The organism is Agrobacterium sp. a22-2, assembly GCF_012276985.1.
Taxonomy (GTDB): Bacteria; Pseudomonadota; Alphaproteobacteria; order Rhizobiales; family Rhizobiaceae; genus Allorhizobium.
Genome location: NZ_JAAXMM010000006.1, coordinates 271,984 through 289,253, shown reverse-complemented (window position 1 = coordinate 289,253; position 17,270 = coordinate 271,984). Strand labels below are relative to the sequence as shown.

The window sequence follows — 17,270 nt, the reverse complement described above, 5'->3', positions numbered from 1 at the left end:
AATGCCTCAACCGCCCATCTATAACGAAAGCATGAACAGCAATGCCAACCGGATGGTGGACGCCTTGGCGACCACCCGTCAGGGGCGTCCCGTCGCCGACGTGCAGGTCGCCATCGGCCGGGCCGGGCGACATCTCTGCCTCTATCCTCGCCACGCCGGCTACGATCTCGAGCAGGAGCTCGATTTCCTCACCAATCGGGCGATGGAACCCAACGTCTTCTTCTCCAGCCGTTTTCTGACCCCCGCCATTCCGCGGCTTGACGAGCGGCAGGTTCGCATTGCCCTGATCCGTGACGACCGCGGCGACAAGAGCCGCATCCGTCTGCTGATGCCATTCTCGATCGAAAAACCGGGCTTCTCCGTCGGTCCATCGATCATCAGGGTATGGTCCAACCCCTTCGGGCCACTGGGCACTCCTTTGGTCGATGCGGAGGATGCAGCCGAGACCATCGACAACCTGCTGGAAGGCCTTTCGCTGCGCGACGCCAAGCTGCCCGGCGTGCTGGTCCTGCCCGATCTGCGGCTGAACGGCCCCTTCGCCCAGCTGGCAAGAGCGCTGGCCATCGGCCGCGATCTTCCGCTGACGGTCACCAACAGTTTTGCGCGGCCGATGCTCGAGAGCCTGGAGGACGGCGAGACCTATCTGCGGGCCTCAGTCTCGAAATCCCATTTGCGCGAGATGCGCCGGCAATCACGCAACCTCGGCGAACTCGGCACCCTGACCTACAACGTTGCCCGCCAGCCGGATGATATCCGCATCCGCACCGAGGAATTCCTGACGCTCGAAGCGAGCGGCTGGAAAGGCCGCAAGCGGACCGCCATGGTGATGGACCGCTATCGGGCCGCCTTCGCCCGCGAGGCCATCACCAATCTTGCCGAAACCGATGCGGTGCGCATCCATACGCTGGACCTCGACGGACGGGCCATCGCATCGATGATCGTTTTCGTCATGGGGGGCGAGGCGTACACTTGGAAGACCGCCTATGACGAACGCTATTCCAAATTTTCGCCCGGCAAGCTGCTGACCGCCCGGCTGACCGAATGGCATCTCGACGATGCCAATATCGTGCGCACCGATTCCTGCGGTGTTCCCGATCATCCGATCATGAGCCGCCTGTGGCGCGAGCGGGAGGACATGGGCACCCTGGTCATCGGACTGACCCGCAATTCCGACCGCGACGTGCGCCAGGCAGCGGCTCAGCTGCACATGTATCGCAACACACGCAACATCGCGCGCATCCTGCGCGACAAGATCCTGTCGAAACGGGTCCACGAGGGCTGAGACACCGGCATCCGGACCGGCACGGCCTCATGCGGCTGCGGTCGCGACCTCCCGGTCTCTGAGGATGCGTCGGATTACCTTGCCGCTGGTCGTCAGCGGCATGTCGTCGATAAAAGCGACTTCCCGCGGATATTCGTGCATGGACAGCCGCTGCTTGACCCAGTCGCTGATCTCGGCCGCAAGCGCGGCGCTTGCCGAAAAGCCTTCCGCCAACACGATATAGGCCTTGACGATTTCGGTGCGCACGGGATCAGGCTTGCCGATCGCCGCCGCGAGACGCACCGCCGGATGTCCGCTCAGGCAATCCTCGATTTCCGCCGGGCCGATGCGATAGCCCGACGACGTGATCACGTCGTCGTCGCGACCGAAGAATTCGACATAGCCTTCGCCATCCTGCCGGCCAAGATCGCCGGTCAGCATCCAGTCGCCGACGAACTTGGCCGCCGTTGCGGCCGGATCCTGCCAATACTCAAGGAACATCACCGGATCCGGCCGGGCGATTGCCACCTGGCCGATTGCGCCGGGCGGCAGACGCTCACCCTTGTCATTGATGATCGCCACCCGATGCCCTGGAACGGCCTTGCCGATCGCGCCGGCCCGAGTGATGCCGAGGCTTGCGGCCGACGAGAGAACGAAATTGCACTCCGTCTGGCCATAGAATTCATTGGGCACGATGCCGAGCACCGATTTTACCCACTCGTATGTCTCACGCCCGAGCGATTCCCCCGCCGAGCCGATACTGCGCAGGACGAGATCGTAAGTGTCGCGCGGCCGCTCCACGGTCTTCAGGAGCCGCAGCGCCGTTGGCGGAATGAAGGCGTTTCGCACCTTCATCTCGGCCATGATGCGGAACGCCATATGCGGATCGAATTTCTGCGCCGGCGACGACACCACGGGCACGCCCAGCAGCAGCGCCGGCAGAAGGACATTCAGCAACCCGCCGGCCCAGGCCCAGTCCGACGGCGTCCAGATCTTGTCGCCCGGCTGCGGCAGGAAATCATGGGCGAGTTGAAAGCCCGGAATATGGCCGGCCAGCACCCGGTGCCCGTGCAGGGCGCCCTTCGGCGCGCCCGTCGTCCCGGAGGTGAAGATCATCAGCGCCGGATCGTCCGGCCCCGTATCGGCGCCGACAAACGAGCCGACATTCCCATTGGTAAGGGCATCGAAGGAGAATACCTCGCCTTCGACTGGGTCGATCGAAATGACGTGGTCCAGAGACGGCAGCTGCGCCCGAATCTCCAGAATGCGCGACAGGCCGAAATCATTGGTGACGACAGCCGCCGCCTGGGCCACGCCCAGCCGATATTGCAGCGCTTCCACGCCGAACAGCAGGGCCATCGGCAGGGCAACGGCCCCGAGTTTATAGATCGCCAGGTGGGCAATCACCGTTTCGAAACATTGGGGAAGCAGCAAGGCCACCCGATCGCCGCGCCCGATGCCCAGACGCTGCAGGCCGACCGCAAAGGCTGAAGACCGCGTGGCCAGTTCGCCATAGGTCATCGTCAGATGCTGACCGTCAGGGCTGAAATGCTCAAGGCAGACCCGGTCCGGCTCCCGCTGCGCCCAGGCGTCGCTGACGGCACGCCCGATATTGAAGCGCTCGGGGATCGACCAGGTAAAATCGCGATAAAGAGCCTCGTAAGGGGCACGCGCAGGCAAGAACATTCCCGGAGTTTCCATTGTTACCGGTGTTTTTGCTAGCATTCATCTCGCACCTGCACAATGGAAAACCACCGTGTTGCTGGCGCCGAAAGGCCAGGCCCGGAACGGCATAGGCCGCCGTTTCCTGGAACATTCACCGCGGTCAACGGTTAGCCCCGGTAGAATGATCGACTGATTTTCAGCCGGTTCTTCATGTGAAATCAAACGGAAATCGAGGCAAGTCATGAAAGGGAAGATGTTTCACTACGACGCCGCAGGCGCCATCCGCAAGGATGCCGAAGGGCAGTTCGTACGGACCCGCAAAGGCGCAGATAATGATGGCGTTGCAAGCGCCAAACCAACGGTGGTCACCGGTTCGCAGGACGCCACCATCAACAAATGGCCGCCGGGAACGAAAAATCCGCCGAAGGACTGGGATCTGAATTACGACGAGAAGGACAACAGCTAAAGACCGCGCTGCTGGCCCGACACACACCGCTCAGCTGGCCGCAGTCGAGAACCGGGGCAGATTGTTAGGCAATCAAAGCCTGAAAAGTGATGTGGTGCCCCTTGCCGGAATCGAACCAGCACTCCTCTCGGAACCTGATTTTGAGTCAGGCGCGTCTACCAATTCCGCCAAAGGGGCCAAAGGCCTTGAGAAAGCCTAGCTTTGGCCGAACTACACGAAGCGGCAGCCAGCGGTCAACCGGGATTTTTCAGATTCATCACTTTCACGAAAAGTTTGACGGCGCGCGCATGGGTCTGCACCGCCGAGCATTTACATGACCGCCCCGCCCGCCTAAAAGCATGTGCGCCGCAGCAAACAAGAAAGACCCCGGCATGTTACGACGCCTCTACGATTGGACCATGTCGCTTGCGGCCCGCAAATCTGCCGAAAAATGGCTGGCGGTCATTGCCTTCATCGAAAGTTCGGTCTTCCTGGTGCCGGCCGACGTCCTTTTCCTGCCCATGGCTTTGGCCAAGCCGGAAAAGGCCTGGCGCTATGCCTTGATCGCGACCGTCGCTTCGGTTCTGGGCGGCATTGCCGGCTGGTTCCTCGGCTATTACGCCTATGAGACGATAGCTCGGCCGGTGCTGCAATTTTACGGCAAGCTGGAAGCCTTCGACGCCTTGCGCGCTTCGGTGGACTACCAGACCGTCGTGCTGCTTCTGATAACCTCCGGGCTTGCCCATCTGCCGCCGATCAAGATCGTCACGATCCTGTCCGGCGTCGCCCATATCAACCTCTGGCTCTTCATCGTTTCGGCGATTGTCGCCCGTGGTGCCCGTTTCATGCTTTTGGCCTGGCTGCTGCAGCGCTATGGCGAACCGATCCGGGAATTCATCGAAAAGCGGCTGGGCCTGCTTGCCGGCATTGGTGCAGGCGTGCTGATCCTGCTCTATATTGCTTATCGCTACATCGCCCACTGAAAGTCCGACCATGACCACGAATTCGATCACAACCCGCCCCGGACTGGGCTATGCCCTGCTGCTGACCGCCGGAATGGCAGTCGTCGTCGGCTCGGCGCTCGGCTTCGAGCATATCGGCGGTTACATTCCGTGCGCGCTCTGCCTGCTGCAGCGCAATCCCTATTACATCGGCATCGGCGTCGGAGCGCTCGCCGTCCTGGCCTCACTGGCAAAACTGCCGGATCTCGTCGTGCAGGCGCTCCTGCTCCTGATCGCCGTCATCATGATCATCAGTGCCGGGCTCGGCGTCTACCACGCCGGCGTCGAATGGAAGTTCTGGGAAGGTCCGACCAGTTGCTCGGTCGGCGGCACAGCCGGTATGTCAGCCGCCGGCAACATTCTAGATCAGCTGAACAGCGTCAAGGGACCGTCCTGCACGGAAGCCACCTTGCGCGTCCTCGGTCTGTCCTTTGCGGGATGGAACGTGCTGACCAGCATTGCCCTGGCAGCGCTTGCCTTCCTCGGGGTTTCGAAAGCCAAGCGGTGACGTCTTACGGCTGCAGTTCGGAATCCCAGTAGAGATAGTCCACCCAGCTTTCATGCAGGTAGTTCGGCGGAAACAGCCGGCCATTGTTGTGCAGGTCCTGCACGGTCGGCCGATAGGGTTTCTGGGCCGGGAACATGTTGGCCTGGCGCGGCAGCTTGCTGCCCTTGCGCAGATTGCAGGGCGAGCAGGCGGCAACGACATTTTCCCAGGTCGTCTCGCCGCCATGGGCGCGCGGGATGACGTGATCAAAGGTCAGATCGTCCGTCGAGTGGCAATACTGGCAGGAAAAGCGGTCACGAAGAAACACGTTGAACCGGGTAAACGCCGGATTGCGGGTCGGCTGGACATAACTCTTGAGGCTCACCACGCTTGGCAGGCGCATGGAGAAGCTCGGGGAACAGACCGAGTGATCGTATTCGGCGATGATGTTGACACGGTCAAGAAAGACGGCCTTGATCGCGTCCTGCCAGGACCACAGCGACAAGGGATAATAACTCAGTGGCCTGTAGTCGGCGTTCAGGACGAGCGCCGGCAAGGACTGGGGGGAGACTGCAATCGTCAAGGGCTTCTCCTGATCGATTCGGCATCTGCACTTCTATATTAGGTCGGTTGTTACAGGATTGTGAAGCCCTATCTCATCATGTGCTTAATCGGTCGCAGCTATTTGGCGACAGGCATCGCCTCACGCCCGCTGGTGGCGGCATAATAGGCCCAGAAAAGCCGGGCCGCGACCGATCGCCACGGGCTCCAGATCTCCGCCATTTGCCCGACGGAACGGATGTCCGGCCGCGATTCCAGTCCGAAAGCCCGACCGATAGCGATGCGAAGGGCAACGTCTCCCGCCGGAAAAATATCCGGATGCCCGCCGCAGAACATCAGATAGACCTCCGCGGTCCAGAGCCCGATGCCGCGAATATCCGTCAATTGGGCAATTGCCTGGCTACCCTCTTGGCGGGCGATCGCATCCAGATCCAGACGACTGTCGCGAACCGCTTCCGCCACCAGCCGCAGGGTTTCCGATTTGGCCCGCGACAGGCCCAGGCCGGCTAGGCTCTCCTCGTCGAGAGCCAGATAGGCATCCGCGGTCGGGCTGCCCGTGGCCGCGACAATGCGTCGCCAGATCGCTTGCGCGCTGGCCTTCGAGACCATTTGCGAGACAATGATGAAGGCGAGCCCGGCAAAACCCGGCTCGGTCAGCCTGAGTGGCAGAGGCCCCGCCACAGCCGCCACGGTACGAAGCCTCGGATCGAGGCGCAGGAGCGCATCCAGGCCCAGGGCCACGTCGTCGTCCGCGCCAATGATCTTCATGCCTTACCCTTCCGTACAGGCCATCTTTGCCGCAGGCCCGTTTCGTGGCAGAAGAAATCATGATCGCCCCTGACAGTCAAAAGCCGGTTTTCCGCTTCGCGCCCAGTCCGAACGGCCCACTGCATCTGGGCCACGCCCTGTCGGCCATGCTCAACTTCGATGCCGCCAGCGCCGCGGGTGGCCGTTTTCTGCTGCGCATGGAGGATATCGACATCACCCGCTGCACGCCGGAATTCGAGGCGGCGATCTATGAGGACCTGGCCTGGCTCGGCCTTCGCTGGGACATGCCGGTGCGCCGTCAGTCGGAGCACCTCGACGCCTATCGTGCCGCGCTGGACCGCTTGCGCGAGCGCGGCCTCATCTACCCGGCCTTTCTCACCCGTGGCGAGGTGCGGGCCTATGCGCTTGCCGAAGAAGCTAGGGGCACACCCCGGCCCCGCGACCCGGATGGCGCCTATCTCTATCCGCCGACCGACCGCGACCGCAGCGAGACGGAGCGCGCGCGGCTTTTGCAGAGCGGCGCAAAACATGCCTGGCGGCTCGATATGCGGCGCGCGCTGGAGAGCATTACCGGCCCCTTGCACTGGATCGAAAAGGGTGATGGCAGCACCACCACCATCGCGGCGGACCCGCCGGCCTGGGGCGACGTGGTTCTCTGGCGCTCCGACGCGCCGTCTAGCTACCATCTGTCGGTAGTGGTCGACGATGCGCTTCAGGGCATCACCGAGGTGATCCGTGGTCGCGACCTCTTTTCGGCAACCGCTGTCCACCGCCTGCTCCAGGCGTTGCTCGACCTGCCGGCACCGACATACCGTCATCACCGCCTCATCCTGGATCGCGATGGCCGCAAGCTTTCCAAAAGCGCCGGCGACACCGGCCTCTCGGCGCTCAGAGCAAACGGTCTGTCACCTCTGGATATCCGTCGGCTTGTCGGCCTCTGACACCTCGACCGGCGTCTTGACGCTGTGCATGCCGCCCAGCACTTCGAACTTCAGCAGCGCGGCATTGAACTCCGCGCCGATGATGAAGATCGCACCGATCATGTAGAGAAACACCAGGACCACCATGACGGAGGCAAGGCCGGCATAGGTCGCGGCATAATTGGCGAAAGTCACCAGATAGGAAGTGAAGATCAGAGCGCCGATCAGCCAGAGAAGCAGGGTCAGAATGACGCCGGGAATGACGTCCATGATGCGCCGGCGTCCGGCCGGAAGGCTGAGATGGGACGCAATCAGTCCGACGGCCAGCAGACCGAGCGTGCCGTAGACGCGCCAGTTGGAGATCGTCGCAAGGGCATCTTTGAGCCAGGGAAACCACAATTCGGCAAAATTCAGGGCCAGCGGCACGGCCACCAGCAAGGCGCTGATGACGGCGAACACGACGACCGCCCCGAGAACAAAGCCGAGGCTCAAAAGCCGCGTCAGATACCAGGGGCGCGTCTCGCTGACCCGGTAGGCGCGGTTGAGCGAGATGCGCAGGGCCTCGACGCCGTTCGAGGCGAAATAGGCGGCCGCCAGCACCGAAACGGTCAGCAGTCCGCCGCGCGGAATGGTCAGGACCTGCACCACCTGTTCGGCCAGCGGCTTGGCAATCGCCTCCGGCCATGTGTCGAAGATCAGGTGGATCGCCGTTTCGGCAAACCGGTCAGCCCCAAGGAAGTTTGCAAGCGTGGTACCGAAGATCAGGAAGGGGAAGATAGCCAACAGCGCCGAAAGCGCCACATGGCTTGCCATCGCCCAACCGTCATCTTCGGTAAAATGCCACAGGGCATCCCAGGTCACCTTGTAGATCATACGCAGGAAAGCCCGCATTCCGTCTCCTTGGCTTTGATGCGCCGATTGTCACCCGAGTGCGAATATGGGAAACCCATACGGCTTTGTACAGGAACCATTCGATGCCGGATCGCCCCACCATCATTGTCACCGGCTGCTCGTCCGGCATCGGCGCCTATTGCGCAAGGGCTTTGCAGGCGGATGGATGGCACGTTTTCGCCACGGTGCGCAAACCCGCAGACCTGGCGTCGCTGGAAAAGGACGGAATTGACGCCCTGCTGATGGATTACACGGACTTCGACAGCATATCCGCCCTGGTCGCAACTGTTGCCGAGCGGACAGGACGGCGCATCGACGCCCTGTTCAACAACGGCGCCTATGGCCAGCCGGGCGCCGTCGAGGACCTGACGACGGACGTGCTGCGACAGCAGTTCGAAACCAATGTGTTCGGCTGGCACGAGTTGACCCGGCAGGTCATTCCCTTGATGCGCGAACGTGGCTGCGGCCGGATCGTGCAGTGCTCGTCGATCCTGGGGCTGATGCCCTATCGCTGGCGCGGTGCCTATACGGCCTCGAAATATGCGCTGGAGGGCCTGAGCGTGACGCTTCGCATGGAGCTCGACGGCAGCGGCATTCATGTCAGCCTGATCGAGCCCGGACCGATCGAGAGCCGGTTCACGGCCAATGCCCTGGCCCAGATCGAAAAGAATATCGATCTTGAAAATTCTGTCCATGCGGTCGAATACCGGCGGCAACTGGCTCGCCTGAGCGGCAACGGCCCGATAAACCGTCACAAGCTCGGCCCGGACGCCGTTTACAAAGTGCTGAAACACGCCTTGACCGCAAAGCGGCCGCGGCCACATTATCTTGTAACCACGCCGGCAAAACAGGGCGCCTTTCTCAAACGGCTGCTGCCCGCCGACCTCTTCTACAGATTGATGCGGTCTCTGGACTGAGAACCGCGAAACAGGCAGACAAGGAAACCATGTCCAGTTTCACAACCATTCTGACCCTGATCGTCATGGGGCTCGTCGTCCTCGTGCTCATCCGTGGGCTGTTTAACATGATGAAGGGCGGCGACGGCAACCTCTCCAACAGGCTGATGCGCATGCGCATCGTGCTGCAGGCGATCGCCATCGCGCTGATCATGCTGACCCTGTGGCTGACCGGCGGCGGACGATAAAGGGCATCCCATGGTAAAGCTCAACAAGATCTATACCCGCACCGGCGATGACGGCACCACGGCGCTGGTCTCCGGCCCGCGGCGCCTGAAGCACGATGCCCGCGTCGAGGCTTATGGCACGGTGGACGAGACCAACAGCTGCATCGGCATGGCCCGGCTCTATACGGGCGACCGTCCCGAACTGGACGCCATGCTGATGCGCATCCAGAACGACCTGTTCGATCTGGGCGCCGATCTGGCCACGCCCGATACCGGCGAAGTGCCGGCCTACGAGCCTCTGCGCGTCGTGCAGAGCCAGGTCGACCGCATCGAGACAGAGATCGATAAGCTGAACGCCGACCTCGATCCGCTGCGATCCTTCATCCTGCCCGGCGGCTCGGCGGCGGCCGCCCATCTGCATCTGGCCCGCACGATCGCGCGGCGCGCTGAGCGGATCATGGTCGATCTGGCCCATAGTCCAGACGAGAGGATCGGCGCGCCGGCGCTCAAATATATCAACCGCCTGTCGGATTTCCTGTTCGTGGCGGCGCGCTTTGCCAATGACGGCGGCAAGGCGGACATTCTGTGGGTGCCGGGCAACAATCGCTGACGTTAGAGACCGACGCCTAGAGGGACGCCATGTTCATTCCGCTGCATGACCGAAATGCCCTCAAACATATTCGCCGGCAATATGTCACGCTGACACTGATCACCATCAATGTTTTTGTCTGGATCGCCACGGGCCTGCTGGCAACCGAGGAGTTTGCCCAGGCGACCGTCGTTGGCTTAGGATTCATCCCGGCAGTCGCCTTCGAATATGCCACCCTTGATCCGGCCCTCGTTCTTGTCCCGGAGGATGCCACCGCCATCACCTATGCCTTCCTGCACGGCGACATTCTGCATCTCGCCTCCAACATGGTGTTTCTCTGGGTGTTCGGCGACAATGTCGAAGATGCGCTCGGGCATATCAAATACCTGATCTTCTACCTGCTCTGCGCCGTGGCCGCCGCCCTCTTCCACGGCCTCGTCGCGCCGACCTCCGAAAGCCCGCTGATCGGCGCCTCCGGCGCCGTGGCAGGCATCGTCGCCGCCTACATCATTCTCCATCCGAAGGTCCGCGTCTGGGTGCTGGTGCTGTTCCGCTTCCCCATACCCCTTCCGGCCTTCATTCCGCTTGCCTTCTGGATCGGCCAGCAATTCTGGATGCTGGCCTCCGATCACGGCAGCAATGTCTCCTGGGGCGCCCATGTCGGCGGCATCCTGGCCGGCGCCTTGTTGGTCGTGCCGCTGCGGCGTCGCGGCGTGCCGCTGTTCGATCGCACCATCGTCACGCCAAAAGCGATCGAGCATCTTGAAACGATACCCCCTGCCGTTCAGCCGTCACCGGCCGCGCCGCGCAAGACCATCCACTGGGGCCGATAAAACATATCGGCGCAGCTAGATTATTGACGTGAACGTAAACGTTACTTTATGGTGCAACAAAATAGCCCGAGGGCATGACGGAACGTTGTGTTTGAAGAAAAAATGCGTATCGATGTCGCCAATCGAACATCGAAACATCGCATTATGGCGCATTTTCGAGCCGACCCAGTGAAGGAAGGAACCCATGAAGATTGTTGTACCCGTGAAGCGCGTTGTCGACTACAACGTCAAGATCCGCGTGAAGCCGGACGGCTCGGGCGTCGAGCTTGCCAATGTCAAGATGTCGATGAACCCCTTCGACGAAATCTCCGTTGAAGAAGCGCTGCGTCTGAAGGAAGCCGGCAAGGCCTCCGAAGTCGTCGTGGTTTCCATCGGCCCGGCCAAGGCGGAAGAAACGCTGCGCACCGGTCTTGCCATGGGTGCCGACCGCGCCATCCTGGTTGAGACCGACGACACCGTCGAGCCGCTCGCCGTCGCCAAGATCCTCAAGGGCATCGTCGAAGCCGAAGCACCAGGTTTGGTGATCGTCGGCAAGCAGGCGATCGATGACGACGCCAATCAGACCGGCCAGATGCTGTCCGCCCTTCTCGGCTGGGCACAGGGCACGTTCGCCTCCAAGATCGAAATCGGCGATGGCAAGGCTTCCGTCACCCGCGAAGTCGATGGCGGTCTGCAGACCATCGAAATCAAGCTTCCGGCTGTCGTCACCACCGATCTTCGCCTCAACGAGCCGCGTTACGCCTCGCTGCCGAACATCATGAAGGCCAAGAAGAAGCCGCTCGACAAGAAGACCCCCGCCGATTTCGGCGTCGACACCACCGCGCGCCTCAAGGTCCTGAAGACCGAAGAGCCGAGTGGCCGCAAGGCAGGCGTCAAGGTCAAGAGCGTCGCCGAGTTGGTCGACAAGCTCAAGAACGAAGCCGGCGTGCTTTAATCGGAACGGGATAGGAGAACAAAAACAATGGCCATTCTTCTTCTGGCAGAACACGACAATGCAACCCTGTCCGACCAGACCGCCAAGGCCCTGACGGCTGCGACCCAGATCGGTGGCGATGTGGTAGTACTGGTCGCCGGCGCCGGCGCCAAGGCTGCCGCCGATGAGGCTGCAAAGCTTGCCGGCGTCTCCAAGGTGCTGCTCGCCGACAGCGGCGATCTTGCCAACAACCTGGCCGAACCGCTGGCCGCCCTGATCGTCTCGCTGGCACCCGCCTATGACACGATCATCACCGCGGCGACCTCCGTCGGCAAGAATGTCATGCCGCGCGTTGCCGCCCTGCTCGACGTCATGCAGATCTCCGAGATCACCGACGTCGTCTCGGCCGATACCTTCAAGCGCCCGATCTACGCCGGCAACGCCATCCAGACGGTACAGTCGACGGATGCCAAAAAGGTCATCACCGTTCGCACCGCCTCGTTTGCAGCAGCGGCAAGCGGCGGTTCCGCTTCGGTCGAGGCCATCTCGGCCGTTGCCAACCCAGGCCTGTCGACCTTCGTCGGAGACGCATTGTCATCCTCGGATCGCCCGGAACTCACCTCCGCCAAGATCATCATTTCCGGCGGCCGTGCGCTGGGCTCCTCGGACAAGTTCAAGGAGGTGATCCTGCCGGTTGCCGACAAGCTCGGAGCCGCCGTTGGCGCCAGCCGCGCCGCCGTCGATGCCGGTTATGCGCCGAACGACTGGCAGGTCGGCCAGACCGGCAAGGTCGTTGCCCCGCAGCTCTACATCGCGGTCGGCATTTCCGGTGCCATCCAGCACCTCGCCGGCATGAAGGACAGCAAGGTCATCGTGGCCATCAACAAGGACGAAGAAGCACCGATCTTCCAGGTCGCCGACTATGGCCTGGTTGCCGATCTCTTCGAAGCCTTGCCGGAGCTGGAAAAGGCTCTGTAAGCCGGCATTCTCGCAGCAGCGAAAAGACTGGAAAAACCGGCGCTGTCGGTCTATCAATTTGCCGGGTCCGCCAGAAGGCGGGGCCGGCATTCACTTATGTGGGGGAAGGCAGTCCGACGGATTGCCGTGAAGGAGTGGCGCGATGGGTACGGAAATCACCAATATCGGCGTTGTCGGCGCCGGCCAGATGGGTTGCGGCATCGCTCATGTCAGCGCGCTTTCCGGATACAAGGTCACGATCTACGATCTGGCCAAGGACCGTATCGAGGCGGGCCTCGCCACCATCAATGGCAACCTCGCCCGCCAGGTCTCCAACGGCAAGATGACCGACGAGGAACGCAAGGCAACCCTGTCGCGCATCACCGGCACCTCCGATATCAACGACATGGCACCGATGGATCTCGTTATCGAGGCGGCGACGGAAGACGAAACCGTCAAGCGCAAGATCTTTGCGCAGATCTGCCCTGTTTTGAAACCGGAGGCACTGCTGGCGACCAACACGTCCTCCCTGTCGATCACCCGGCTGGCTTCGGCCACCGACAGGCCCGAACGCTTCATGGGCATCCACTTCATGAACCCGGTGCCGGTGATGAAGCTTGTGGAACTGGTGCGCGGCATCGCCACCGGCGAAAAGACCTTTGAAACCGCCAAGAATTTCGTCCGCTCGCTCGACAAGACCATTACCGTTGCCGAAGACTTCCCGGCCTTCATCGTCAATCGCATCCTGCTGCCGATGATCAACGAAGCGATCTACACGCTTTACGAAGGTGTCGGTTCGGTCGAGGCCATCGATACCGCCATGCGGCTCGGCGCCAATCATCCGATGGGCCCGTTGCAGCTCGCCGATTTCATCGGCCTCGACACCTGCCTGTCGATCATGCAGGTCCTGCATGACGGGCTGTCCGACAGCAAATACCGCCCCTGCCCGCTGCTGGTCAAATATGTCGAAGCCGGCTGGCTCGGCCGCAAGGCAGGCCGCGGCTTCTACGACTACCGCGGCGACGTGCCGGTCCCGACGCGGTAAGCACCGCTGGCTCTAAAGCGAGCGGCCGCAGCATCAGACTCAAGGGGCAATTGCCGCCGCAATCAGCGCCTTGGCCTCCGGGCTGTCCCAGGCTGCCGGCCCGTTCATCGCCCCTAGCAGGCAACCTTTTTCATCGACCAGCATGGTGGACGGCAGACCGAAGGCCAGCCCCTGCTTCTTCATGGTGTTGAAGACGCCCATGCTGGCGTCGCGATAGTAGCCCAGTTTGTCGACGCCTGTTTCGCTGAGGAAGGCCTTCGGCTTCTCGTCGTCACCGGTGTCGATATTGACCGCCACCACCTCGAATTTATCGCTGCCGAGGGCGGCCTGCAGAGCGTTCAGCGCCGGCATTTCCTCGCGGCACGGCACGCACCAGGTGGCCCAGAGATTGAGCAGCACGGTCCGGCCGGCAAAGCTGTCGATGGTCTGGTCGACACCACTGGCATTCTTGAAGGACAGACCGTCCAGCTTGCGTGGCGTTTCCGCTGCGACCATCGCCGCCACCTGCCCCTTCATCAGCGGGTTCAGGCTCGCTTGGCGCGCCGCAACACCCTCGCATTGCGCGGCACCGGCCGTGACGATACCATTGCCAGACCCGGTCTCCTTCACGTATACCGCCACCGCGCCGGCAATGATCCCGGCAATCGCCGCAATTACAATCAGCTTGGCGGAAGGCAGCCCGAGGGGTTTCTTTTCTGTCATGTCAGTCTCCAGGATGGGCATCGCATGGCCGAGAGCACGAAGGACCAGGACACCTCCAACCAGATGTGGGGCGGCCGTTTCGCGTCCGGTCCCGCGGCAATCATGGAGGAGATAAATGCCTCGATCGGTTTCGACAAGAAGCTTTACGCCCAGGACATCCGCGGCTCTTTGGCCCATGCGGCCATGTTGGCCCATCAAGGCATTATTTCAGCGGAAGACAAAGACAAAATCACCGGCGGCCTGAACACGATTCTGTCAGAGATCGAAGCCGGCACGTTCCAGTTTTCCAGACAGCTCGAAGACATCCATATGAACATCGAGGCGCGGCTGGCGACCCTGATCGGTCCCGCCGCCGGACGCCTGCACACCGCCCGTTCGCGCAACGACCAGGTGGCGCTCGACTTCCGCCTCTGGGTCAAGGAGGAGCTGCAGCGCGTGGAAACTGCGCTGAGCGGCCTGATCGCCGCCTTTCTCGACCGCGCCGAAGAACATGCCGACAGCGTCATGCCGGGCTTCACCCATCTGCAGACCGCCCAGCCGGTCACCTTCGGCCATCATTGCATGGCCTATGTCGAAATGTTCGGCCGCGACCGCCAGCGCGTGCGCCACGCCATCGAGCATATGGACGAGTCGCCGATCGGCGCGGCAGCGCTGGCCGGCACCGGCTTCCCCATCGACCGCCACATGACGGCAAAGGCGCTCGGCTTCCGCGAACCGACCCGCAATTCGATCGATACGGTCTCGGATCGTGATTTCGCGCTCGAATTCCTGGCGATCGCCTCGATTGCCGCCGTACACCTGTCGCGGCTCGCCGAAGAGATCGTCATCTGGTCGACGCCGCAATTCGGCTTCATCCGCCTGTCCGACGCCTTTTCGACCGGCTCCTCGATCATGCCGCAGAAGAAGAATCCGGATGCGGCCGAACTGGTGCGCGCCAAGACCGGCCGCATCAACGGCTCGCTGATCGCCCTTCTGACCGTGATGAAGGGCCTGCCGCTTGCCTATTCCAAGGACATGCAGGAAGACAAGGAACAGGTCTTCGACGCTGCCGAAAGCTTGGAACTGGCCGTGGCCGCCATGACCGGCATGGTGCGCGACATGGTGATCCGCACCGATCGGATGAAAGCGGCCGCCGGCTCCGGCTATTCGACCGCAACGGATCTGGCCGACTGGCTGGTGCGGGAAGCGGGCCTTCCCTTCCGCGATGCCCATCATGCCACCGGCAAGGCAGTCGCATTGGCCGAAGAAAAGGGCTGCGAACTGGCCGAACTGTCTTTGGCCGACCTGCAGGCCATCAACCCGGCTATCACCGACGAAATCTTCGGCGTGCTGACGGTCGAGGCCTCGGTTGCCAGCCGCAAGAGCTATGGCGGCACGGCGCCGGCGGAGGTCCGCAAGCAGATCGCCTGGTGGCGCTCGCGCAACTGATCACGCCAAGCTCGCCATCCATCACAAGAATGAGGGTGCACAAGGCTTCGGTTTTTCGCTACAGGCTTAGAACAACGGTTTTTCGAGTGGACGCCATGATGCAGACATCGCTTCGACGCATGACAATTGCCGCCGGCCTTCTGGCTGCCGCCTCCATCGCGCTGTCCGGCTGCGGCCGCAAGGGGGACCTCGATCCGCCGAGCATGCCCGTCGAGAAACAGAACAAGCTGAACAGCAAGGCGCCGCCCGTGCCCGACAAGCCGTTCCTGCTCGACCCACTCCTGTAACAGGCCTTTTCCGTGAACCACTTCGATTTCCGTGACGGCGTGCTGCATGCCGAGAACGTCTCCATTCCTAAGATCGCCCAGGCGGTCGGAACACCGTTCTACTGTTATTCGACCGCAACGCTCGAGCGCCATTTCAAGGTCTTCTCCAAGGCCTTCGATGGCGTCGATGCCATGGTCTGCTATGCCATGAAGGCCAATTCCAACCAGGCCGTCCTGAAGACGCTGGCTCGCCTCGGCGCCGGCGTCGACGTTGTCTCGGAAGGTGAATTGCGCCGGGCTCTTGCCGCCGGCATTCCGGCCAGCCGCATCATGTTTTCCGGCGTCGGCAAGACCGTGCACGAGATGGATCTGGCGCTGGACGTCGGTATCTACTGCTTCAACGTGGAATCCGAGCCGGAACTGGAAGTGCTGAACCAGCGGGCGCTGAAGGCCGGCAAGGTTGCCCACGTTTCGTTCCGCGTCAATCCGGACGTCGATGCCAAGACCCATGCCAAGATCTCGACCGGCAAGAAGGAAAACAAGTTCGGCATTTCCTTCGAGCGTGCCCGGCCGACCTATGCCCGCGCTGCGACGCTGGAAGGCATCCAGGTGACCGGCATCGACATGCATATCGGCAGCCAGATCACCGAGCTGCAGCCCTTCCAGGATGCATTCAAGCTGCTGCGCGAACTGGTTTCGACCCTGCGCGCCGATGGCCACACCATCGATCACGTCGATGTCGGCGGCGGCCTCGGCATTCCCTACAAGGACGACAACAACCCGCCGCCAGAACCGGACGCCTATGCGGCGATCGTCAAGAACGAACTCAGCGCGCTGAACTGCAAGATCATCACCGAGCCCGGCCGCCTGATCGTCGGCAATGCCGGCATCCTGGTGACCGAGGTGATCTACGTGAAGGACGGCGGCGACAAGACCTTCGTCATCGTCGATGCCGCGATGAACGACCTCATTCGTCCAACCCTCTACGATGCCTTCCATGAAGTGCGGCCGGTGACGCTGTCGGCGTCCAGCGCGCCGCGCATTCGTGCCGATATCGTCGGTCCTGTTTGCGAGACGGGCGATTATCTGGCGCTCGATCGGGAAATGGTCATGCCCAAGCCCGGCGATTTGCTGGCGGTCGGCTCGGCGGGTGCCTACGGCGCCGTCCAGTCCGGAACCTACAACAGCCGGCGACTGATCCCGGAAGTGCTGGTCAAGGACGATGAGTTCCACATCATCCGGCCCCGACCGAGCTATGAGGATCTGATCGCGCTCGATTCCGTGCCGGCCTGGCTGGACTGATCGCCGTTCACAATTTGGCGAACTGGGCCGAAAAATGGTGACGATGGGCCCAACGCCCTCGTCTTCGCCACAAACAGTGTTATCCTTTTTGCATCGCGCTGTGCGTCGTCATC

Annotated in this window: 19 protein-coding genes, 1 tRNA gene and 1 pseudogene; 15 read left to right on the top strand and 6 right to left on the bottom strand. The window is 62.0% G+C overall.

Going from position 1 to position 17,270, the window contains the following annotated elements:
• Position 1 precedes the first annotated feature (1 nt).
• The gene (locus HFC70_RS12025) at positions 2-1,282 is read left to right on the top strand and encodes a GNAT family N-acetyltransferase (protein WP_168473483.1); all 1,281 of its coding nucleotides are present in this window, start codon (positions 2-4) and stop codon (positions 1,280-1,282) included.
• Between the two features lie 27 nt (positions 1,283-1,309).
• Here the strand turns inward: HFC70_RS12025 and HFC70_RS12020 are convergent, their stop codons facing one another.
• A complete protein-coding gene (locus HFC70_RS12020) occupies positions 1,310-2,947 on the bottom strand; it encodes an AMP-binding protein (protein ID WP_168473481.1) in 1,638 nt (545 codons plus the stop codon).
• A gap of 220 nt (positions 2,948-3,167) precedes the next feature.
• Between HFC70_RS12020 and HFC70_RS12015 the strand changes: the two genes are divergently transcribed.
• A complete protein-coding gene (locus HFC70_RS12015; protein WP_246735742.1) occupies positions 3,168-3,392 on the top strand; it encodes a hypothetical protein in 225 nt (74 codons plus the stop codon).
• Positions 3,393-3,484: 92 nt separating this feature from the next.
• Here the strand turns inward: HFC70_RS12015 and HFC70_RS12010 are convergent.
• A tRNA-Leu gene (locus HFC70_RS12010) sits at positions 3,485-3,569 on the bottom strand.
• Positions 3,570-3,763: 194 nt separating this feature from the next.
• Here HFC70_RS12010 and HFC70_RS12005 point away from each other — a divergent pair.
• Both HFC70_RS12005 and HFC70_RS12000 read left to right on the top strand, forming a co-directional pair.
• Positions 3,764-4,354 carry a YqaA family protein gene (locus tag HFC70_RS12005; RefSeq protein WP_168473479.1) on the top strand — a complete coding sequence of 197 codons (591 nt, stop codon included), beginning with the start codon at positions 3,764-3,766 and terminating at the stop codon, positions 4,352-4,354.
• Positions 4,355-4,364: 10 nt separating this feature from the next.
• The gene (locus HFC70_RS12000) at positions 4,365-4,880 is read left to right on the top strand and encodes a disulfide bond formation protein B (protein ID WP_168473478.1); all 516 of its coding nucleotides are present in this window, start codon (positions 4,365-4,367) and stop codon (positions 4,878-4,880) included.
• A 4-nt stretch (positions 4,881-4,884) separates the two neighbouring features.
• Here HFC70_RS12000 and HFC70_RS11995 read toward each other — a convergent pair whose 3' ends face one another.
• Together HFC70_RS11995 and HFC70_RS11990 are read right to left on the bottom strand one after the other, a co-directional pair.
• Complete coding sequence (locus HFC70_RS11995) at positions 4,885-5,442, bottom strand: HNH endonuclease (protein WP_168473477.1); 558 nt, start codon at positions 5,440-5,442, stop codon at positions 4,885-4,887.
• 98 nt (positions 5,443-5,540) lie between these two features.
• Positions 5,541-6,249: pseudogene (locus HFC70_RS11990) on the bottom strand (DNA-3-methyladenine glycosylase).
• Between HFC70_RS11990 and gluQRS the strand changes: the two are divergent.
• Positions 6,248-7,129: a tRNA glutamyl-Q(34) synthetase GluQRS gene (gene gluQRS / locus HFC70_RS11985; RefSeq protein ID WP_168473527.1), complete on the top strand. Its 882-nt coding sequence runs from the start codon at positions 6,248-6,250 to the stop codon at positions 7,127-7,129. The pseudogene HFC70_RS11990 and the gene gluQRS sit on opposite strands and share 2 nt — an antisense overlap.
• Here gluQRS and HFC70_RS11980 read toward each other — a convergent pair.
• Positions 7,094-7,999 carry a YihY/virulence factor BrkB family protein gene (locus HFC70_RS11980; protein WP_168473474.1) on the bottom strand — a complete coding sequence of 302 codons (906 nt, stop codon included), beginning with the start codon at positions 7,997-7,999 and terminating at the stop codon, positions 7,094-7,096. The two genes, gluQRS and HFC70_RS11980, sit on opposite strands and share 36 nt — an antisense overlap.
• A gap of 83 nt (positions 8,000-8,082) precedes the next feature.
• On the opposite strand from HFC70_RS11980, the gene HFC70_RS11975 reads away from it, so the two are divergent.
• From HFC70_RS11975 to HFC70_RS11945, 7 genes are all read left to right on the top strand, one after another.
• On the top strand, positions 8,083-8,916 hold the full coding sequence (locus HFC70_RS11975) for an SDR family oxidoreductase (RefSeq protein ID WP_168473472.1): 834 nt from the start codon (positions 8,083-8,085) through the stop codon (positions 8,914-8,916).
• A 29-nt stretch (positions 8,917-8,945) separates the two neighbouring features.
• Positions 8,946-9,143 (top strand): twin transmembrane helix small protein, encoded by a 198-nt coding sequence (locus HFC70_RS11970; protein ID WP_168473471.1) that lies wholly within the window; start codon positions 8,946-8,948, stop codon positions 9,141-9,143.
• Positions 9,144-9,153: 10 nt separating this feature from the next.
• Positions 9,154-9,732, top strand: a complete 579-nt coding sequence (locus tag HFC70_RS11965) for a cob(I)yrinic acid a,c-diamide adenosyltransferase (RefSeq protein WP_168473469.1) — start codon at positions 9,154-9,156, stop codon at positions 9,730-9,732.
• 29 nt (positions 9,733-9,761) lie between these two features.
• Positions 9,762-10,544 carry a rhomboid family intramembrane serine protease gene (locus tag HFC70_RS11960; protein ID WP_168473468.1) on the top strand — a complete coding sequence of 261 codons (783 nt, stop codon included), beginning with the start codon at positions 9,762-9,764 and terminating at the stop codon, positions 10,542-10,544.
• Between the two features lie 184 nt (positions 10,545-10,728).
• Positions 10,729-11,478, top strand: coding sequence for an electron transfer flavoprotein subunit beta/FixA family protein (locus HFC70_RS11955; protein WP_168473467.1), 750 nt, complete (start codon positions 10,729-10,731; stop codon positions 11,476-11,478).
• A 27-nt stretch (positions 11,479-11,505) separates the two neighbouring features.
• Complete coding sequence (locus HFC70_RS11950) at positions 11,506-12,435, top strand: electron transfer flavoprotein subunit alpha/FixB family protein (protein ID WP_168473465.1); 930 nt, start codon at positions 11,506-11,508, stop codon at positions 12,433-12,435.
• Between the two features lie 142 nt (positions 12,436-12,577).
• On the top strand, positions 12,578-13,459 hold the full coding sequence (locus HFC70_RS11945) for a 3-hydroxybutyryl-CoA dehydrogenase (RefSeq protein WP_168473464.1): 882 nt from the start codon (positions 12,578-12,580) through the stop codon (positions 13,457-13,459).
• Between the two features lie 39 nt (positions 13,460-13,498).
• On the opposite strand, the gene HFC70_RS11940 is transcribed toward HFC70_RS11945, so the two are convergent.
• Positions 13,499-14,161 carry a TlpA disulfide reductase family protein gene (locus tag HFC70_RS11940; RefSeq protein WP_168473463.1) on the bottom strand — a complete coding sequence of 221 codons (663 nt, stop codon included), beginning with the start codon at positions 14,159-14,161 and terminating at the stop codon, positions 13,499-13,501.
• A 24-nt stretch (positions 14,162-14,185) separates the two neighbouring features.
• Here HFC70_RS11940 and argH point away from each other — a divergent pair, with 24 nt between their 5' ends.
• The 3 genes from argH to lysA all read left to right on the top strand — a co-directional run bounded on the left by argH (position 14,186) and on the right by lysA (position 17,157).
• Entirely contained in the window at positions 14,186-15,589 is a 1,404-nt protein-coding gene (argH, locus tag HFC70_RS11935) for an argininosuccinate lyase (RefSeq protein WP_168473462.1), read from the top strand.
• Between the two features lie 98 nt (positions 15,590-15,687).
• Positions 15,688-15,876 (top strand): lipoprotein, encoded by a 189-nt coding sequence (locus tag HFC70_RS11930; protein ID WP_168473461.1) that lies wholly within the window; start codon positions 15,688-15,690, stop codon positions 15,874-15,876.
• Positions 15,877-15,888: 12 nt separating this feature from the next.
• Positions 15,889-17,157 (top strand): diaminopimelate decarboxylase, encoded by a 1,269-nt coding sequence (gene lysA, locus HFC70_RS11925; protein WP_168473460.1) that lies wholly within the window; start codon positions 15,889-15,891, stop codon positions 17,155-17,157.
• Positions 17,158-17,270 lie beyond the last annotated feature (113 nt).

Bases quoted from the DNA above. Each gene is read 5' to 3' on its own strand.
- HFC70_RS12025 (WP_168473483.1), top strand. From the start codon at position 2: ATGCCTCAACCGCCCATCTATAACGAAAGCATGAACAGCAATGCCAAC.
- HFC70_RS12020 (WP_168473481.1), bottom strand. From the start codon at position 2,947: ATGTTCTTGCCTGCGCGTGCCCCTTACGAGGCTCTTTATCGCGATTTT.
- HFC70_RS12015 (WP_246735742.1), top strand. From the start codon at position 3,168: ATGAAAGGGAAGATGTTTCACTACGACGCCGCAGGCGCCATCCGCAAG.
- HFC70_RS12005 (WP_168473479.1), top strand. From the start codon at position 3,764: ATGTTACGACGCCTCTACGATTGGACCATGTCGCTTGCGGCCCGCAAA.
- HFC70_RS12000 (WP_168473478.1), top strand. From the start codon at position 4,365: ATGACCACGAATTCGATCACAACCCGCCCCGGACTGGGCTATGCCCTG.
- gluQRS (WP_168473527.1), top strand. From the start codon at position 6,248: ATGATCGCCCCTGACAGTCAAAAGCCGGTTTTCCGCTTCGCGCCCAGT.
- HFC70_RS11980 (WP_168473474.1), bottom strand. From the start codon at position 7,999: ATGCGGGCTTTCCTGCGTATGATCTACAAGGTGACCTGGGATGCCCTG.
- HFC70_RS11975 (WP_168473472.1), top strand. From the start codon at position 8,083: ATGCCGGATCGCCCCACCATCATTGTCACCGGCTGCTCGTCCGGCATC.
- HFC70_RS11970 (WP_168473471.1), top strand. From the start codon at position 8,946: ATGTCCAGTTTCACAACCATTCTGACCCTGATCGTCATGGGGCTCGTC.
- HFC70_RS11965 (WP_168473469.1), top strand. From the start codon at position 9,154: ATGGTAAAGCTCAACAAGATCTATACCCGCACCGGCGATGACGGCACC.
- HFC70_RS11960 (WP_168473468.1), top strand. From the start codon at position 9,762: ATGTTCATTCCGCTGCATGACCGAAATGCCCTCAAACATATTCGCCGG.
- HFC70_RS11955 (WP_168473467.1), top strand. From the start codon at position 10,729: ATGAAGATTGTTGTACCCGTGAAGCGCGTTGTCGACTACAACGTCAAG.
- HFC70_RS11950 (WP_168473465.1), top strand. From the start codon at position 11,506: ATGGCCATTCTTCTTCTGGCAGAACACGACAATGCAACCCTGTCCGAC.
- HFC70_RS11945 (WP_168473464.1), top strand. From the start codon at position 12,578: ATGGGTACGGAAATCACCAATATCGGCGTTGTCGGCGCCGGCCAGATG.
- HFC70_RS11940 (WP_168473463.1), bottom strand. From the start codon at position 14,161: ATGACAGAAAAGAAACCCCTCGGGCTGCCTTCCGCCAAGCTGATTGTA.
- argH (WP_168473462.1), top strand. From the start codon at position 14,186: ATGGCCGAGAGCACGAAGGACCAGGACACCTCCAACCAGATGTGGGGC.
- HFC70_RS11930 (WP_168473461.1), top strand. From the start codon at position 15,688: ATGCAGACATCGCTTCGACGCATGACAATTGCCGCCGGCCTTCTGGCT.